Here is a 17081-nt window from a genome sequence, read left to right on the forward strand (position 1 = left end):
GTCGAAAATTATTTTTAAGCTAGGTCGTCAACAAGAATTAAATTAACTTGAATGCTAATAACTCGAGTTCAATCTCTGCGGTTATTGGCATTTTTTATGAGATAGGGATTTATCATGTTTAAAATTATTTCGGTTATTATAGGTTGTGCGTTAATTTTCTTTGTTATGCAACGTATGGGTGGTAACAAGCAGGCAGCTGAAAATATTGAAGCGGGAAAACTGTTTTTAGCAGCAAACTTAGAAAAAGAAGGCGTTGAAGCAACAGCTTCAGGTTTACAATCTGTGGTACTAACGGAAGGTACTGGTACTGAACACCCAACGGGTCGCTCTAAAGTAACAGTGCATTATCACGGTACATTATTAGACGGCAGCGTGTTTGATAGCTCTGTACAACGTGGCGAGCCGATTACATTTGGTTTGAACCAAGTTATCCCAGGTTGGACTGAAGGTGTGCAGTTGATGGTTGTGGGTGAGAAACGTCGTTTCTTTATTCCAAGCCGCTTAGCGTATGGCAACCGTGGCGCTGGTTCAATCCAAGCCGGTTCAACCCTGATTTTTGAAGTAGAGCTTTTAAGTTTTAAGTAAAAAGTTAAGCTTTAAATAATGCCGGCTTGATAGGCGTATTGGTTGAAGACGCTCTGTACGCCGTAAACCCATCCTTGGGGGCTTGAGGCTGACACCCCTGTCAGCCACAGCAGGCTTGCTTCAACGAATACTCTATGAATTATAGTGGCTTGAATTTAGCTTACAAAAAAGCCGCATGACCTAAAGGTAATGCGGCTTTTTATTATCTATTTTTACTGTAAGCGTAACTTATTGCTTAACGATTACTTCGAGTGGTAATCGCGACAAGAGATCAGCGTATTTTCAATCAAGCTTGCAACTGTCATTGGACCAACGCCACCTGGTACAGGGGTAATGAAAGCAGCGTTTTCTTTTGCTACTTCAAAGCCAACATCACCAACAAGTTTGCCATTTTCTAAACGGTTAATACCCACATCGACAACCATCGCGCCTTTCTTGATCCATTCACCTGGAATAAAGTTAGGGCGACCCACCGCAACCACCACTAAATCAGCACGGCGTACATGTTCTTCTAGATCGATAGTGAAGCGATGACATGTCGTTGTTGTACAACCTGCTAGTAATAATTCAAGCGTCATTGGGCGACCAACAATATTAGACGCGCCAACCACCACAGCATTTAGACCATGAAGGTCAACACCTGTTGATTCAAGTAGCGTAATAATACCTTTTGGTGTACAAGGACGTAATGCAGGAATACGTTGTGATAAACGACCTACGTTGTAAGGGTGGAAACCATCAACGTCTTTATCTGGGCGGATATGTTCTAATACCATCGTTGTATCAATATGGTCTGGTAAAGGCAGTTGCACTAATATTCCGTCAATCGTGGTATCTGCGTTTAACTCATCAATCAACGCTAATAACGCTTCTTGTGAGCTATCTTTTTCAAGATCAAAAGATTTAGAAACGAAGCCTACTTCTTCACAGGCACGACGTTTGCTCCCAACATATACTTGTGATGCCGGATCGGCACCCACTAAAATCACAGCAAGACCCGGGGCGCGTAATCCTTGTGCAGTACGCGTAGCCACTTCTTCAGCAACTTTCTGGCGAACTTGCTGAGAAATATTTTTTCCATTAATGATTTGAGCAGTCATTGAGTTGTTTAATCTCTTGGTTAGAAAGTTGCGCTATTTTCGCACTAAAATGTGACTTTGTCAGCAATTCTTAAAATAAAAAATCATCTAATTAGAGTGACAAAGTGAGGCTATTTAGTTATAAAGATGCTTTGAATTACTTAGGTAGATAACAGTGAAACACCAAGAGCATATCATTTCCGTTTTTGCAGACGTAGCAGCACCCTCAATCCGTTTAATTGACAGCGAAACTGTTAATATCGAAAGTAAAGACGTTGTTATTATGCAGCGTGCGCTGTTAGAGACGAATCCTCAATTTCGTCAGCTTATTCCGTATGTTGTGGTAAAGCAGGGCGATAAGTATTTAGCTTATGAACGTGCCAAATCGGGTGGTGAATCACGTCTACATAACTTATTCAGTATTGGTATTGGTGGTCATGTTGACGCCGTTGACGCTGTGTATGATGACAAAGGTGTATTCCAGTTAACAGATACATTACGCACTGGTATGTATCGTGAATTACACGAAGAGTTAGGCTTAACAGAAGCTGACTTTTTGGGTATGACGACAATTGGTTATTTATCTAAAGATGTAACACCAGTTGATGAAGTGCATTTAGGTATCGTATTGGTGGCTGAAGTACATGCGGACTTGGTTATTACCAGTAAAGAAGATGCATTGAACCTTGCTGGTTTTTTAGCTGCGGATGAACTTGCAAAACTAAACTTGGAATCATGGTCTGAAACGGTTGTTGATCATTTAACTGCATAATTGTTATTTCAGTCGCTTGATTGGAAGTCAGAAAATGTAAAAAGCCATGCTAATCCATCGTATGGCTTTTGTATTAAGGGGAGCTTTGCTCAGGTATTTTGTTCAGATGCTTAGCGCGTGTCGATTAATTTATCTTCTCGATGACGAGGTTTATCTCACCCACCTTTACCCCAAATTTCACAATATCTGTTTTGTTGAATAAACGCTTTTCATCTAATAAGTACATCCAATCATCCAGTGCAACTTCATAATCAGACCCATCTACGTTGATCATGAGTTCATACTGCCAATGTAGCGCGGCCCCTTGGGTTCTGCCTTTAGCAATGCCGATCACATCACTCGCTGTACCTTCATATAAATTAGCTGATTTTTTGGTTATGTTCCAAATACGTGTTGATTTTTCACCATCATCAAAGGTGAACCATTCTTTAATTGTGCCCTGTTCGCCTTGCCATGAAGCGCTCAACTCTACATGAAATCGGCGAGTCATATTACCGTTTCGATTAAACACAATACCATAAGCTATAAGGTCACCATCAAAGAAGCTATCAAATGCGAATACGGGGGTTGTTTGTTGATAATCATCCAGTGTCGGAGAACTACAAGAAGCTATTAAGGGCAGTGCTAATAGCGGCAGGATAGTCAGCGGAAAAGTCACTGATTTTAGGGTTAGCGATTTTATTTTTCCGAGTATCTGGGCGAGATATATCATTGTTTGTATCCTATTAGCTGCGAGCGTAATTCTGGTCGGGATGTATCTGTTGATAACCAAATGGCGAGAAATGATGAGCCAAAAGCGGGGTTATCTAAGCGACCGAGTGTGTTGATAGCGTTACTCTTGTTATTAGATAAATAAAAATGACTGTTTTGCTGTTTATCAACAATGAGTGTGATGACATCACCTTCGTTAACATCCGGCCATATTGTCGCCAGCGCCTTAAGCCATTTCTCTTCATCAGGTAAGTTTAACCCCAGTTCTTGCCACTGTTTTTGCGTTGCTTCAATCAAGTCTTGTTGGGATATATCACGTAGGTAGGTTATTTTTAACGCTTGTGGGTAACGCTTGATATCAAAATCTGCTTGGCCTGAATATAGCTCGGCTTTATATAAAGTCCAAAACAGAAAGCTCATCTCGCCTTCACCATGTTTATACATGTCGTCGAGTAACGGCATGGCTGATAAACGTAAGGGGATAAATAGCTGTAATAATAACGCTATCAGGCATGTCGTTAGGGTCATTCTACTCATGTGTGCTCCTATTCCTGATTCATTCTATTCATGACTAATTCGATGGTCATACGTGATGACTTGGGCTAAATGACTTAGTAGTGGTAACAATACTAGCCACACAAGAGCGTAAGTCACCACGTAGCTTGCTGTCGATATATGTGTTTCTAACGCCCCCGTTTTTAACGCCGCATAATAACTAAGTGGACCCGAAATAAATCCTGTCAGCATGATGTAAAAAGGCCTTAGCGTTGTTATCCAGCGTAAACTGTGATTAAACGTGAGGGCTAATGCACACCAGAGCAATACCAGATAAAATGGAATAATACCGTTATCAACCGCGAGCACGTTGATGGCAACTAAGACTTGATCTACAGTTGCGCCGATTAATGCAAGTAGCATAAATCGCATATCTTGCTGTCGACTTGGACTAAGCAGAAAGTGCATTAACAGAAGCACCAACATCAAATTAACGGCGCTATGCTGATAAAACAGTGCCAGTAGTAATGCTGCTTGATAGATAGCAAAATTGATAACGTTAAAATAGCGATGGATCAAGCTCATTTTAGCTGGTCCTGTTTGTGTCATCGATGGTGTTCAAGCTATTTAACACCTTGTGTAATATTTTATTCAACTCGATATTGATATTAGATGTAGCTAAGAATGATTTCATCTTCATGTTCCTTATTCAGTGGTTTTCTAGCGACAATATGATGGGTGCTAATCACACGTTCAATAAACGCACCTTCACAATAGCCAAAGTAGTAATGCCATAGACGTTTAAATGCATCATCGTAACCAAAGGATTGGATATCGGCCCAGTTTTCATCAAATTTAACGCGCCAATCATTTAAAGTGCGGGCGTAATGCAAGCCTATATCTTCAATGTTATCAATCATCATGTCGGTTGATTTAGCAATATGCTGACTCATCACTGACACAGAAGGGAGGCAACCACCGGGGAAGATGTACTTTTGGATAAAATCAATGTTCTGTCGGTAGCTATCATAACGTTGGTCGGCGATGGTAATGGCTTGAATCAGCATCTTGCCATTAGGTTTGAGTAAGCTATTACATTTCTCAAAAAAGCTCGGCATAAATGCATGGCCAACCGCTTCAATCATTTCAATAGAAACCAATTTATCGTAAGTGCCTTCCAGCAATCGGTAATCTTGTTTAAGCAGGGTGATCTTATCGTCGAGTTTAAGTGATTTTATTCGCGCTTGGGCATAGCTAAATTGTTCTTCTGAAATGGTTGTTGTGGTGACTTTACAGCCATAATTACTCGCTGCATATATTGCTAATGCGCCCCAGCCAGTGCCGATTTCAATCAGAGTGTCTGAAGGTTTTAAATTAAGTTTGTCGCAAATGGTTTTTAATTTTAATATTTGTGCTTGCTCTAAGGTGCTGTACTGCGGTGAGTATATAGCGCATGAGTACATCATTTCAGGGTCTAAAAAGCGGGTATATAAATCATTACCAAGATCATAATGTGCAACAATATTTTTCTTTGAGCCAGCTTGGGTATTGCTGTTTTGATAATGCAAGAATTTATCTTTGATCTTATTAAGCAAGCTGCCATTATTTTCAATGTCATCGAGGGTTCGTTGGCTACGCGCACAAACACGAATAACCGCCGTTAAGTCTGGACTTGACCATTTTTCGGTTAGATAACCTTCAGATGCGCCGACACTGCCACCACGAACAAAGTCAATATATAACGAAGGGTCGTGGACAATCATAGTCCCCTTAAGGCTGGCGTTAGGGTTGCCTAGCTCGATAATATTGCCATGCTCTTCAATTTGCAGGCAAGCATCTTCCATTTTATCTAATGTTGATAACACGAGTGATCGACATTTATTATTAAACCAGCTTAATTTGGTCTTTTCATTCGCACGTTTAGTACTCGATGTTGGTTCTAAATCTAAGTTTTGAGTTGTTGTCATTATTATTCTCCGTGCTTTTGATAAGGGATAAAAGGGATGCGCTTCGCCACTAATTTAAGAGCTTGCCAGTAAATAAGGCATAGCACCTTAATAATACTAAATGGCAATGTGAGCCAGCCCTTACCGAGTGCAATTGTGGTTATTTTTGTTTTGTCTAAACGCATCGCCACATCAAATAGCTTATTGTTTTTTAAATTGGTATTGCTTAAATCAGTACTGTGTGAATCAATGCGATTCAAGCCAATATTATCGATGTTGACTTTTATTTTCTGTCCCGGTGTGGTTAACCGCCAGCGGTATTTCATGTCCAATGTCATGAACGGCGACACATGAAATTCTTTTGGCGTTAGCGCACTCGATTGCATATCAACCAAATAGTAATGACGTTGATTCCATGGGGTATTACTGACTTCCGCCAACATGTATTTACAGTCTCCAGATTGCTCAAAACAATAGTATAAATTGATTGGACTAAAGTAGATCCCCAAGCAGCGACATTGCACTAACATCAACACCCTAGAACCATCCCAATCACCACCCAGTTTGGCTACTTTATTTTCTATACGTTGACGCAGCGTACCTGGATCATTTTTTAGATAATCTTTTTCAAAAAAACGGATCGGATTAAACCAATGTTTGCCCAATAACCAATGCTGATTAATGACACCGTCGAGCTCATCAAGATCTATACCTAACATGGCTATTTGATAGGTAAAGCTGTTTTTCCGTGGGCTAAAGCGACGGTGGGTGACGGATCCTTGGTAAAGACCGCTGTGATGGGGGCTATAACGGGGCCTAGCTGTCATAGCTGAATACCAAAGCGCTGCGCTACTATGACAGCGCTGTTGACGCCGTCTTCATGGAAGCCATGATGCCAGTAAGCACCGGTAAAATGAGTGCGGTTCTGACCACAAATTTCTGTGCGGCGCTGTTGTGCTGCCAGGCTTAGATGGTTAAACACGGGGTGATGATAGACAAATTTCTGAATGATCTTTTGTGGTTCTATCTGCTCGGTTTGATTCAAAGTCACACAGAATGTATGTTTTGATTCAATGCCTTGCAGTATATTCATGTTATAAGTCACACACGATGGTTTGCTGAGCTGCGCTTGTTTATCTGCACTGAGTAAATAATTCCAGCTTGCCCATGAGCGAATATTTCGCGGTAAAATATTAATATCGGTGTGTAGCACCACTTCATTACGGCTATAAGGAATCGCGCCCAAAATAGCGGTTTCTTGTTCTGAAGGGTCGGCGAGTAAGGCGAGTGCTTGATCGGAGTGACAAGCAAACACCACTTCATCAAACAACTGCTCGCTGCCATCTGCCAATTGTATCGTTACATGGGTTGCGGTACGTATGACACGGGCTATATTACTGTTAAGCTGGATCTTGTCTTTGAAGGAAGCAATCAATGGCGTGATATACTCTCGCGAACCACCTGGGATCACATACCATTGTGGTCGGTCTTGGATATTTAACAAGCCATGGTTAAAGAAAAAACGCACAAAAAACTTAAGTTGAAAGTCCTTCATTTCGTTTAAGCTGGTGGACCAAATCGCTGCGCCCATAGGCAAAATATAATTTTGACAAAAGTAATCTGAAAACCCGTTCTCAGTTAAAAAAGCCCCTAATGTGTGCTCATCATCAATATCATCAGCATGATAATGAGCTTTACAGCGTTTATTAAAATTCAATATTTCTGCGATTAACCGCCAAAATTTAAAATTAAACAGATTACGGCGTTGGGAAAATAAACCATTTAAATCACAACCGTTGTATTCCAAATTATTATTCTTGTTGAATACGCTAAAGCTCATTTCAGTGTCTTGTAATGGTACATTGAGCTGCTTGAGTAATTTTAAAAAATACGGGTAGGTTTTGTTATTACAGACGATAAAACCGGTATCAATAGCATAATCTTGGCCATCGTAATGAATGTCTTTGGTTGCGGTATGGCCGCCAATGTAATCATTTTTTTCAAACACAGTGACATCATGCTGCTGATTTAATAAATAAGCGCTGGTGAGTCCAGAGATACCGGTACCGATAATTGCAATATTTTTTTTCATTATTTAACTTCCTTGTGCTGGATATCTGTAGACGCTGATATGTTGATAAAAATGCATTTATGACATTCTCAAGGCTATTTTCTGCCATAACGAAAAAGGGAATAGGCGTATCACTTTCATGATCCAAATAAAATAACGTGGAAAGTTAATTTCAACTTTATTGTTATCCAGCCCTAAAGCGATATAACGAGCGGCCTGTTCAGCGGTGATAATTTGGGGCATCACAAAGGTATTTTTTTGGGTTAATGGTGTATCAACAAATCCAGGATGAATGACGGAAACATGAATGTTGTGCGCTTTTAAATCTATGCTTAATGTTTTTGCTAGATAAGTAAGACCTGCTTTTGAGGCTCCGTAAGCTTCTGCGCGGGGCAGGGGTAAAAAAGCCGCGCTAGAACTGGTTAGCGCTAGCTTGCCGCCTGACTTGATTAATTTTAACCATGCTTGCAGGCAGTAGCCCACAGAGATTAAATTTGTGGTGATGATACGGGCAAATAGATCACCATCAAAATCTTTCGCATCATCAATGTATTCACAATCACCAGCATTGAGGATCATTATATCTAAGGGTGGTAAGTTTAAACTGGCTTGTTTGATGCTTTCTTTACAGGTGACATCACAAATTAAGGGCGTGATGTTGTCATAAGCAGCGCTGAGCTTGTTAAGGCGTTGTAGATTACGACCGCCAGCAAAAACCTGATAACCCTTGTCGGCGTAATGAGTCGCTAACGCTTTACCAATCCCTGACGATGCACCTGTAATTAATACTGATTTCATTATTTAATGCTCCTTATCCAGTAAACCGTTATGCAATATTATTTTTTAAATAACGCACCGCGTGCCCCAAGACTGGCACATGTTCGTACAACATAGCCCCTACATCGAGATAATCGCGATGGTAAATCACTTTATCGTCAAGTGCTTTAAGGTGTGAATGACCTGAAACTGTGATTGCCTTACCACGATTTAATTTCGGGTGTATGTAGGTCATATCCCAATAAATAGCGGCTTCTGTATCATTGAGTACTTGGTGGGTTATATCGAATGTACAACTGGCTAAGTTGGTGTAAAGGTTTTCAAAATAACTGACTAGGTTGGCAATACCTGCAACTTCATGCAAGGGATCTTGAAACTTAATATCATGGTGATAAACTTTTTTCAGCGAGTGTAAGTTTGTTTTATTTAAACGTGTATAGACATCAATAAAGTGACTGAGCCACAGGCTGTTATCTTGTTCCAACGTCGTATCATTTAGTGCGGTATTTATCATGTCAATTCCATCTAATGATTAAGCTATTTGAATAAGGTATGTTAATAATTGTCATGTCTTTAATACGCTTGGAGGTTAAGAAAGGATCATAATTATTTTATGAAAAAGACGATTACTTATGAAAAAGACTGCCTGCTTGAAAATACAGCTTGATGCCAAAAAATGTGCGTAACAAATACTATTTTAGTGAAGAAAATAACAAGATGCATATAAAATGAGTGACAGTTATCAATTGTTTATCAATAAACTGCCATCACTGCTAATAAATAAAGTTACCCAGTGGATTAAGTATTTTAGCCACACCTTCGGTGAATCTCAGTGGACTATCAACAACGGTGTAACACAGGCAACCATGCTTAGTCATAGGGCTGTGAGTATGAGCACTATCAAGCAGAATAAAGTCGCCTTTATTGTACGTCCCCATTTCATCTTCAAAACTGCCTTCAAGTAACAGAGTCAACTCGCTGCCTTTATGTGTATGGTTAGGGATCAGGCCGCCAGCTTGGATATGCAGCAAACTTGTGTGTATGTCCCCTTCATTCAGCTCCAATCGAGAGCGTGTTAACTTGCCGACGCTAAGCTGCTTACCTAAGGCGATATGTTGTAATGCGCGAGGTAACTGGTATTCGGTGTTATTAAAACTGATGGATTGTGGCATTGTTACTGCTATATCAATGCTTTCACTGTCGTCTGTAATAGCGTTAATTAAGCTGTCCATTTCCCAATCGTTAAATAACATATCAGCGGTTAAAGCGCACTCGTCATGCACAGGTGTGTTGAAGGTATTATTTGCATGCTTTGACTCTAACTGTGCGACCTTGTTGCGGCAGGTATCGCATAGCTCAACATGCATCGCGATAGCAGCACTAAACGAGGCTGGTAGCTGACCCGTAACAAAGGTATCGAGTAACTCATGGCTAGGATGATATTTAATCATGAATCTTCTCCGATATACTGTTTTAGCTTAGCGAGTGCTAAACGTAATCTTGATTTGACGGTACCGACTGGAATATCAAGCTGCTTAGCAAGCTGTTCTTGCGAGAGCTCATTGAAGTACACACCTTTAATTACCTGTTGCTGATTGTCGGGTAGTTGCTCCACATGGTCGGACATAGTACGGCTCATCAGATGATCAGGATAGGCTTCTTCATTATTATTCTCATCGCTGTCGAGCATCGGCCAGATATCATCACTGATGGTATCTTCTTTATTAGATTGGATCTTTCTGAGCATATCAAAAGACACATTACGCATTACGGTATAAACCCAAGTACTGGCTTTACCTTTGGTTTCATCGTAGGTGTGGGCTTTTTTCCATACCTTGGTCATTGTTTCTTGCAACAATTCTTTGGCACTGGCTTCATTATTGAATGTTTTAATACCAAAGCGGATTATTTTAGGTGCAAACCATTTGAACAAAGTTGCAAAGGCGACTTTATCTCGGGCATTACCTATTTTGACTAAGCATATGCTTAGGTCTTGTGTGTCGTCATCTTCCATAATGGACTTTCTAGTTACGTAATTGACCTGAGGTGAATTACTTATACTGATAGGATTTATCATCTGGATCCTTCATATAATGTCGCTATGCTGTGTTAAAGATTGATACGTGCTGATTGATTACATCGATCACTTTATTTCAATCACTTTTTATTTCAACAAGTCAGGCAGGCGCATTATGATGTCCATTAATTGTAGTATGCAAGAAGGCTAAGCATTGTTCAAAGCTTTCTGGCGCCATAAAGTTAATTTTATCTTTAATATCTAAAGGTAATAGCTCGATAAAGCGCGCGCAGACCCAAGGTAAATCTTGCTCATTAGCGTGGGGGTAAAGTGCGGCTAAGTGTTGGTGCTCCGCAAAAATTGTGTTTAAGACAGACATTAATTTTTTATTTTCTTTATTATTTTGTGCTGTTTTACTCAGTTCGTATTTGTCTGGCCAATGTTGAAGTGCGTGAAAAGAGCCTCTGAGCAGGCCATCAGCCTCAGATTCGACCGAGGTGATTTCAATTAATTTTTTTGCTTTGATATCGATGCAGAGCAAGTCATCTGTTGATGTATTAAAGTCAATTATCTCGACCCAAGCGGCAATACTGCTTTTAGCGTTGGTATGGCTTATATAAGATGTTGATTGTTTATAAGGTAACAAAGCAAACCCGCCATCTCGATAAGACTCTGTGACTAGGCGAATATATTTGGGTTCAAATATATTTAAGCGCGTTACGCCACCGGGAAGTAACACGATAGGTAAGGGGAAGATTGCTAACATCATAAATGTGTCCTCGAATTAATTTCACACTGGGCAATACGAGGGGGCGGGTGTGATCGATCATTTTAACATGAAGATAATGTGTAAATAATGCATCAATAAAGTGATCGAAGTTATAAATTAGCCGTATTACTATTTATACAATGACTTACCAATAATAACTTACTCGCAATAACCACGTAACTATAAGCAGGTGAACATGAATAAATTAAAGTGGCTCCTTATCGTATTAACCACATTATTAGCAGGCTGCTCGTCTAGCTACACGAACCAATCTTTAGTGGGGCAAACATTGCCTGCTTTTTCTGGGCAAACCTTAGAAAAGCAAGATGTATCTATGCCAGCCTTGTTTGGCAATAAAACCACGCTATTGCTGGTGGGATATAAACAAGATACCCAGTTTGATATCGACCGCTGGTTAATTGGTTTAGACATGACAAGCACATTGGTCGATATTTATGAATTACCTGCTATTCAAGGCATGTTTCCAAAAATGTTTAGTTCAATGATTAATAATGGCATGCGTCGGGGAATACCGAAGGAGCTATGGGGTGGGGTGATTACCTTGTATGACGATGGTGAAAAAATGCAGCAATACACGGGGAACGAAAACCCGAACAACGCCCGTATCATCTTGCTAAACAGTAATAATGAAATTGTTTATTTCTATGATCGTGGCTTTTCTGTTGGGGCGTTAAATAACCTGCGTTCAGTATTGGATAAACTCGAATGAAATTGATTAAACGGCTCAATAACTGAATGAAAACAGTAAACAATCACAGTTTTGCAGTTAAATTCTACATATTGAGGTGTTTATTACATTTGTCGTATAACTAATGAGCAGATTGGATCACAGTATTAAAAAAGTTTGACGGCAACGGAGCAACTCTGTAATATCCTTCCTCGTTGACAGGCACTGTCTTCAACAGTTCGGTGATTAGCGCAGCTTGGTAGCGCACCTGGTTTGGGACCAGGGGGTCAGAGGTTCGAATCCTCTATCACCGACCACGACTCCTTAGCTCAGTTGGATAGAGCAACGGCCTTCTAAGCCGTAGGCCATAGGTTCGAATCCTATAGGGGTCACCATATTATCTACGTAAAGTAGAGAGTTAATTCGTTTACCAAAACGGGTTGATGTAAAAGTTTGTGGCGGTTGTAGCTCAGTTGGTAGAGCCCCGGATTGTGATTCCGGTTGTCGAGGGTTCAATCCCCTTCAGTCGCCCCATATTTGATAACTCACTAAGGTGACGTTATCGACCCTTGTCAGTATTACCTGCTGATAAGTTGTAAGTTAGTGCGGAAGTGGCGGAATTGGTAGACGCGCTAGATTTAGGTTCTAGTATCGCAAGGTGTGAGAGTTCAAGTCTCTCCTTCCGCACCATGTTCGGTGATTAGCGCAGCTTGGTAGCGCACCTGGTTTGGGACCAGGGGGTCAGAGGTTCGAATCCTCTATCACCGACCAATTATTTTTTCCAAGTAATTGGAATTGAAAAAAGCCTGCTCATTGAGCAGGCTTTTTTCGTTATACTGTTTTTTAAAAGTTGCTGAGTTCATTGGTTTAAGTCAGCAGTTCAAATAATACCAGTTGCGTTAAATATGTGATCAATTATTTCGCAGGAAAAATTGACAATAACAAGACGTTAATTGCCGTAACTAGTTATTCTAATTGCAAAATTAACAACGTAGTTAGTGTCGGTTTTAACCAGAAAGAATGATCAGCTATTTATCGTGATTGGTATAAAGCCTATTTATCAAGGATTAAACTATTATGACTGACAATACCCAATTTTTAGAAAAGCTAAACAACGACATCGACACTAAATTACAATTTGTTGATTACGCAGAAACGAAAGTAAACAAGCATCTAGCTAAAAGCGAGCAACCTGAAACAAAACACTTTGCGATCAACATTGCATTGCTAGCGTTAGAAGAAGAGCAAAACACAGCGACTTATTCTGCGTTATTAAAATTGTTAGTTGTACAGTTAGAAATTTACCTAGCACTGCCTGCGACAACGGTTGCTGATGATTTCCGCGCTGAACTAAAAGACACTATCGCGCAAATCAACGCGCTTGTAGCTGAAGTAGAAGCCGCTGCACTGTAATTGTTAATAATGTAGGTTTTATTTTTAACTAATAGTCGTTAATCACTTGAACCTACAATTTATTATCAGATAAAGCATTGATTAACATCGCGTTAATCAATGCTTTTTTTATTCCAACAAAGCAATAAAAATGATTATAACGTTGAGTGCATGGATTAGCTGCCGTTGTCGTTATTTTTATTGTTTATGACTCACTGAATGAATAATAAAAGGCTATCCATGAAAGAAATAATCCTGCCTCAAGGTAACGATTCTGAACTAAAAAAAGAGCTTAAAAAAGACCTGAAACAAGAAGTTAATCATCCGTTCTTATCACTGGTTGTGATGATTATTATTGCGGCATTCGCAACTTATTTTGTGCCTGCAGGCGAGTTCACGCGTATTGTCGTTGATGGTCGCACTGTCATTGACCCTGCATCTTATACCCTGCTAGAAAATAATCCTGCGACTATTTTTAGCTTCTTTGAATCATTTTATAAAGGCTTTAAAGCGGCATCTGGCGTCATGGGCGTAGTATTCTTTGTGGGTGGTGCCTTTGGTGTTATCAAACATATGGGTCTGTTAGACGCCTCAGTGTTCGCATTAACCGATAAGCTAAAAGATAAGGGTCTAGTGGTTATTGCCCCTGTAGTGATGATCGCGATCGCGTTAAACGTCACATTTACGGGTATGCGTGAACTGGATGTGATTTTTATCACCTTGATGATCCCTATCTGTATTCGCCTTGGTTATGATGCCATGACAGCGCTAGGCGTTGTTCTGCTAGCGAGTTGTGCCGGTTTTGCTGCGGCATTAGCCAATCCGTTCTTCACTGGTATTGCCCATAGCATTGCTGAATTACCGTTATATTCAGGTATGTGGTATCGCGCTATCTGTGCGGTATTCATGCTAGTTACGGCGATGGTGTTTGTTCTACGTTATGCCAACAAAGTAAAACAAGACCCAAGCAAGAGCTTATTACATGGTATGAATTACCAAGTGGAAGAATCTGGTGAGATCAAAGCGTTATCATTCAGAGAAAAGCTCGGCGGCATTACCTTTTTAGCGTTATTCGGTTTCATGATCTTCGGTACGTTAAAGATGAGCTTTGGTTTCACTGAGATCGCAGCGACATTTGTGGCGATGGCTATTTTACCGGGTTTAGTAGGCGGTTTATCACCGAATCAAATTTGTGAATCCTGGACTAAAGGTTGTGCGGATGTGATGGTAGCAGTATTGATCATCTTCTTCGCGCGTTCGGTATTAGTGGTCATGGAAGATGCGCAAATTGTTGATACCATCATTCACTTCTTAGCGGGCTTCATTTCACAAAGTAATAAGCTACTGGCTGCGGGTTCAATCTATATTGCCCAAAGTGTGATTAACTTGTTTATCCCATCGGGCAGTGGCCAAGCGGTGATTACTATGCCGATCATTGTGCCATTGGCTGATATCGCTGGTATTACCCGTCAAGTAGCAGCCCTTGCTTCACAACTTGGTGATGGTATTTCAAATTATATCTATCCAACTAATGGCGGTTTGTTAGCGGTATTAGCATTAGCCAAAGTACCTTATACAAAGTGGGTGCAGTTCTTCTTACCCTTGTTCTTGTTCTGGACTGTGTCTATGTTGATCGCGGTTGTTATTGCGCAGTATATTGAGTTAGGGCCTTTTTAGTAAAAACTATTTCCTAGTTTAAAAGGGGTCTGATTTAGATGATGAAAGCCTGCTTTATTCACATTGATGAATTGAGCAGGCTTTTTTAGTTTTAGCCTCTAAGCTACGCGCCTTTATTACGAATGAACGCGGGGATGTTGAGGTATTCATGTTTTACTTGCGGTTTTATTTCTGCAACATTGTTAGGCGTTCTGGCGATATCGTCAGACGTTAGTTGCACTGCAGACTCATGTTCTGAGACAGCTAAACCGGTACCGATAACCAGTACTTCGAAATAACAATCAAGCTGTGCATTTTTAGCAATCCCGCAAATCATTAATGCTTGGTCATCTAGCATGTTATTCACTAGGCCGGTGATCTTATTATATTCAGCTAGGGTGTTCTCTTCCTTACAATTGACTTGTATGATGGCACCTTGCGCTTTGCTGATATCAATATTTTTATACAAGGGATTTTTCAGCGCTTGCTCAACGGCATCTTCAATACCATCTGCGCTATCATTGCGGCCTATGCCTAAAATCGCATCACCTTTTTGGTTCATGATCTTGCCAAAATCATTTAAATCAACATTGATGAAACCTGTGGTGGTTAACATATCAATTAACGCGCTAATGGTATTTTTTAGTGCGGTAATTCAGCTGCACAAAGGAAGCTAAACTTAATAAAATCAATCACTAAACCTAGTGGTATGGGCTGTAAATCGACTTCTTAACTATGCGCTTGCTCAACATGTTCAATGTAAGGCTTGAATAAAGCCGACACATTCACTTTGGCGTTTAATTTCGCTGCCAATAAGTATAACCCTGCTAGCTTACGGTGAATAAAAATGGCGTCAACGGGTGGTGTGTGCCATTGGTCTTGCCTGTTATTTATTGCCATGCCTGCTTGTTTAATGCGATAAGCTAAATCAGTACTAGCAAAATCATATTCACCCTGACATTGCAAAGGTTCTGTTGCGATTATAAATGTGCTTAAAACCTGCTGTAGATAGTCGTTATCGATGTTTTGACCAAAAAATCCTATGTTCTCTGCTGCTTGTTGCATCGCTGGGCGATCGCTTTTACTCGCAGCATAAATTAAAGCAAGGTAGCCTCGGCTAATTGCTGGGGGGATATCTCGGGTGGCACCAAAATCAAGTAAAACAATTTTGTCTTGTTGACATTGGTATAAATAATTAGCGAAGTTAGGATCGGTTTGCATCAGTTTAAAATCAAATAACTCTTTAAAAAACAATCTAATAAGTTGAGTTGCTATATTGTCTCTCTGTTGCTGTGATTGATTAAAAGCTTGGTCTATGGTTCTGCCGTCGACGTAAGTCATTATTAGAATATTCTCAGTACACTGGTCAAGTCGGACTTCAGGAGTGATAAAGTGTGGGTCTTGCTCAAGTAATAAACTATAACGCTGATTAAAGGCGGCTTCTTGCTGGTAATCGGCTTCCACTTTGAGTTGTTTTTTTGCTTCATCAAGTAAGGAATCTAACGAAATTTGTTCTGGCAATAATCCTGATAATTTTAACAGGGTCGCGACATTGTCGACATCAGCATCGATTGATTGACGCACTCCTGGGTATTGTACTTTTACGGCCAGTTTTTCACCATACTCGCCATAGGCTAAATGTACTTGGCCTATGGAAGCTGAGGCGAAGGGTTTTAATTCAAATTGACTAAATTGATCGAGCCAATCTTGTCCCCAGTTATCTGTTAATACTCGCTGAAGCTGTTTATATGGCATTGGGTGTGCGTCAGAGCGTAGCTTACTGAGTAAGATGCTGAGTTCTTTTGGCAATAAATCACCAGCGTCCATCGATAACAACTGCCCGACCTTCATTGCAGCGCCCCGTAATTGGGCGAGTTTATCGGCGAGATTTTCAATATTTCGAGGTGTTAATAGCAGTTTTGATAGTGTTGGTCTTTTTCCTTGAGAAAACTGTTTTGCCCCCTCTAAGGCAACATTACCAGCGACTTGCACTGCTAAACTGCCCAATTTAGAAATTCGAGAAAGCTTAGAGGTCGGTACTCTTTTACCTATATATTTTGCCATTGTCTACTCGCTACCTAAGATGGATGCACACGTATAATTTGTACGTAATAAGTGCTTAG

Annotated in this window: 19 protein-coding genes and 5 tRNA genes; 10 read left to right on the plus strand and 14 right to left on the minus strand. The window is 40.3% G+C overall.

Going from position 1 to position 17081, the window contains the following annotated elements; all coding sequences use genetic code 11:
• The first annotated feature begins 114 nt into the window (after nt 1–114).
• Complete coding sequence (locus tag FR932_RS03390) at nt 115–585, plus strand: FKBP-type peptidyl-prolyl cis-trans isomerase (RefSeq protein ID WP_019440993.1); 471 nt, start codon at nt 115–117, stop codon at nt 583–585.
• Nucleotides 586–827: 242 nt separating this feature from the next.
• Here the strand turns inward: FR932_RS03390 and folD are convergent, their stop codons facing one another.
• Nucleotides 828–1685, minus strand: a complete 858-nt coding sequence (gene folD, locus FR932_RS03395; protein WP_019440994.1) for a bifunctional methylenetetrahydrofolate dehydrogenase/methenyltetrahydrofolate cyclohydrolase FolD — start codon at nt 1683–1685, stop codon at nt 828–830.
• Nucleotides 1686–1839: 154 nt separating this feature from the next.
• Here folD and FR932_RS03400 point away from each other — a divergent pair, with 154 nt between their 5' ends.
• The gene (locus FR932_RS03400; protein ID WP_019440995.1) at nt 1840–2436 is read left to right on the plus strand and encodes an NUDIX domain-containing protein; all 597 of its coding nucleotides are present in this window, start codon (nt 1840–1842) and stop codon (nt 2434–2436) included.
• 124 nt (nt 2437–2560) lie between these two features.
• Here FR932_RS03400 and FR932_RS03405 read toward each other — a convergent pair whose 3' ends face one another.
• From FR932_RS03405 to FR932_RS03455, 11 genes are all read right to left on the minus strand, one after another.
• Nucleotides 2561–3148, minus strand: coding sequence for a DUF3833 domain-containing protein (locus tag FR932_RS03405; RefSeq protein WP_019440996.1), 588 nt, complete (start codon nt 3146–3148; stop codon nt 2561–2563).
• On the minus strand, nt 3145–3684 hold the full coding sequence (locus FR932_RS03410) for a chalcone isomerase family protein (protein ID WP_019628932.1): 540 nt from the start codon (nt 3682–3684) through the stop codon (nt 3145–3147). Before FR932_RS03410 ends, FR932_RS03405 begins: the two co-directional genes overlap by 4 nt.
• A 24-nt stretch (nt 3685–3708) precedes the next feature.
• Nucleotides 3709–4251, minus strand: a complete 543-nt coding sequence (locus tag FR932_RS03415; protein WP_019440998.1) for a DUF2878 domain-containing protein — start codon at nt 4249–4251, stop codon at nt 3709–3711.
• A gap of 59 nt (nt 4252–4310) precedes the next feature.
• Nucleotides 4311–5609: an SAM-dependent methyltransferase gene (locus FR932_RS03420; protein WP_019440999.1), complete on the minus strand. Its 1299-nt coding sequence runs from the start codon at nt 5607–5609 to the stop codon at nt 4311–4313.
• A gap of 2 nt (nt 5610–5611) precedes the next feature.
• Complete coding sequence (locus tag FR932_RS03425) at nt 5612–6415, minus strand: DUF1365 domain-containing protein (protein WP_026032107.1); 804 nt, start codon at nt 6413–6415, stop codon at nt 5612–5614.
• On the minus strand, nt 6412–7680 hold the full coding sequence (locus FR932_RS03430; RefSeq protein WP_019441001.1) for an NAD(P)/FAD-dependent oxidoreductase: 1269 nt from the start codon (nt 7678–7680) through the stop codon (nt 6412–6414). Before FR932_RS03430 ends, FR932_RS03425 begins: the two co-directional genes overlap by 4 nt.
• Nucleotides 7681–7737: 57 nt before the next feature.
• Nucleotides 7738–8457 carry an SDR family NAD(P)-dependent oxidoreductase gene (locus FR932_RS03435; RefSeq protein WP_019441002.1) on the minus strand — a complete coding sequence of 240 codons (720 nt, stop codon included), beginning with the start codon at nt 8455–8457 and terminating at the stop codon, nt 7738–7740.
• 28 nt (nt 8458–8485) lie between these two features.
• On the minus strand, nt 8486–8950 hold the full coding sequence (locus FR932_RS03440) for a nuclear transport factor 2 family protein (protein ID WP_019441003.1): 465 nt from the start codon (nt 8948–8950) through the stop codon (nt 8486–8488).
• A 259-nt stretch (nt 8951–9209) separates the two neighbouring features.
• Nucleotides 9210–9887, minus strand: a complete 678-nt coding sequence (locus tag FR932_RS03445; protein ID WP_019441004.1) for a ChrR family anti-sigma-E factor — start codon at nt 9885–9887, stop codon at nt 9210–9212.
• Nucleotides 9884–10450 carry a sigma-70 family RNA polymerase sigma factor gene (locus FR932_RS03450; RefSeq protein WP_019441005.1) on the minus strand — a complete coding sequence of 189 codons (567 nt, stop codon included), beginning with the start codon at nt 10448–10450 and terminating at the stop codon, nt 9884–9886. The genes FR932_RS03445 and FR932_RS03450 overlap by 4 nt, the downstream gene beginning before the upstream one ends.
• A 163-nt stretch (nt 10451–10613) precedes the next feature.
• On the minus strand, nt 10614–11222 hold the full coding sequence (locus FR932_RS03455) for an LON peptidase substrate-binding domain-containing protein (protein WP_019441006.1): 609 nt from the start codon (nt 11220–11222) through the stop codon (nt 10614–10616).
• Between the two features lie 196 nt (nt 11223–11418).
• On the opposite strand from FR932_RS03455, the gene FR932_RS03460 reads away from it, so the two are divergent.
• From FR932_RS03460 to FR932_RS03495, 8 genes are all read left to right on the plus strand, one after another.
• Nucleotides 11419–11952 carry a hypothetical protein gene (locus FR932_RS03460; RefSeq protein WP_019441007.1) on the plus strand — a complete coding sequence of 178 codons (534 nt, stop codon included), beginning with the start codon at nt 11419–11421 and terminating at the stop codon, nt 11950–11952.
• A 198-nt stretch (nt 11953–12150) separates the two neighbouring features.
• Nucleotides 12151–12227: transfer RNA gene (locus tag FR932_RS03465), tRNA-Pro, on the plus strand.
• Nucleotide 12228: 1 nt separating this feature from the next.
• A tRNA-Arg gene (locus FR932_RS03470) sits at nt 12229–12305 on the plus strand.
• Nucleotides 12306–12368: 63 nt separating this feature from the next.
• Nucleotides 12369–12444: transfer RNA gene (locus FR932_RS03475), tRNA-His, on the plus strand.
• Between the two features lie 71 nt (nt 12445–12515).
• Nucleotides 12516–12600: transfer RNA gene (locus FR932_RS03480), tRNA-Leu, on the plus strand.
• Nucleotides 12601–12604: 4 nt separating this feature from the next.
• Nucleotides 12605–12681: transfer RNA gene (locus FR932_RS03485), tRNA-Pro, on the plus strand.
• Between the two features lie 306 nt (nt 12682–12987).
• Entirely contained in the window at nt 12988–13323 is a 336-nt protein-coding gene (locus tag FR932_RS03490) for a hypothetical protein (RefSeq protein ID WP_019439902.1), read from the plus strand.
• Nucleotides 13324–13542: 219 nt separating this feature from the next.
• The gene (locus FR932_RS03495) at nt 13543–14979 is read left to right on the plus strand and encodes a YfcC family protein (protein WP_019439903.1); all 1437 of its coding nucleotides are present in this window, start codon (nt 13543–13545) and stop codon (nt 14977–14979) included.
• Between the two features lie 103 nt (nt 14980–15082).
• On the opposite strand, the gene FR932_RS03500 is transcribed toward FR932_RS03495, so the two are convergent.
• Entirely contained in the window at nt 15083–15574 is a 492-nt protein-coding gene (locus FR932_RS03500) for an FtsZ/tubulin family protein (RefSeq protein WP_019439904.1), read from the minus strand.
• A 113-nt stretch (nt 15575–15687) separates the two neighbouring features.
• Complete coding sequence (locus tag FR932_RS03505) at nt 15688–17022, minus strand: ABC1 kinase family protein (protein WP_019439905.1); 1335 nt, start codon at nt 17020–17022, stop codon at nt 15688–15690.
• Nucleotides 17023–17081 lie beyond the last annotated feature (59 nt).

Source organism: Moritella marina ATCC 15381 (assembly GCF_008931805.1).
Lineage (GTDB): Bacteria > Pseudomonadota > Gammaproteobacteria > Enterobacterales > Moritellaceae > Moritella > Moritella marina.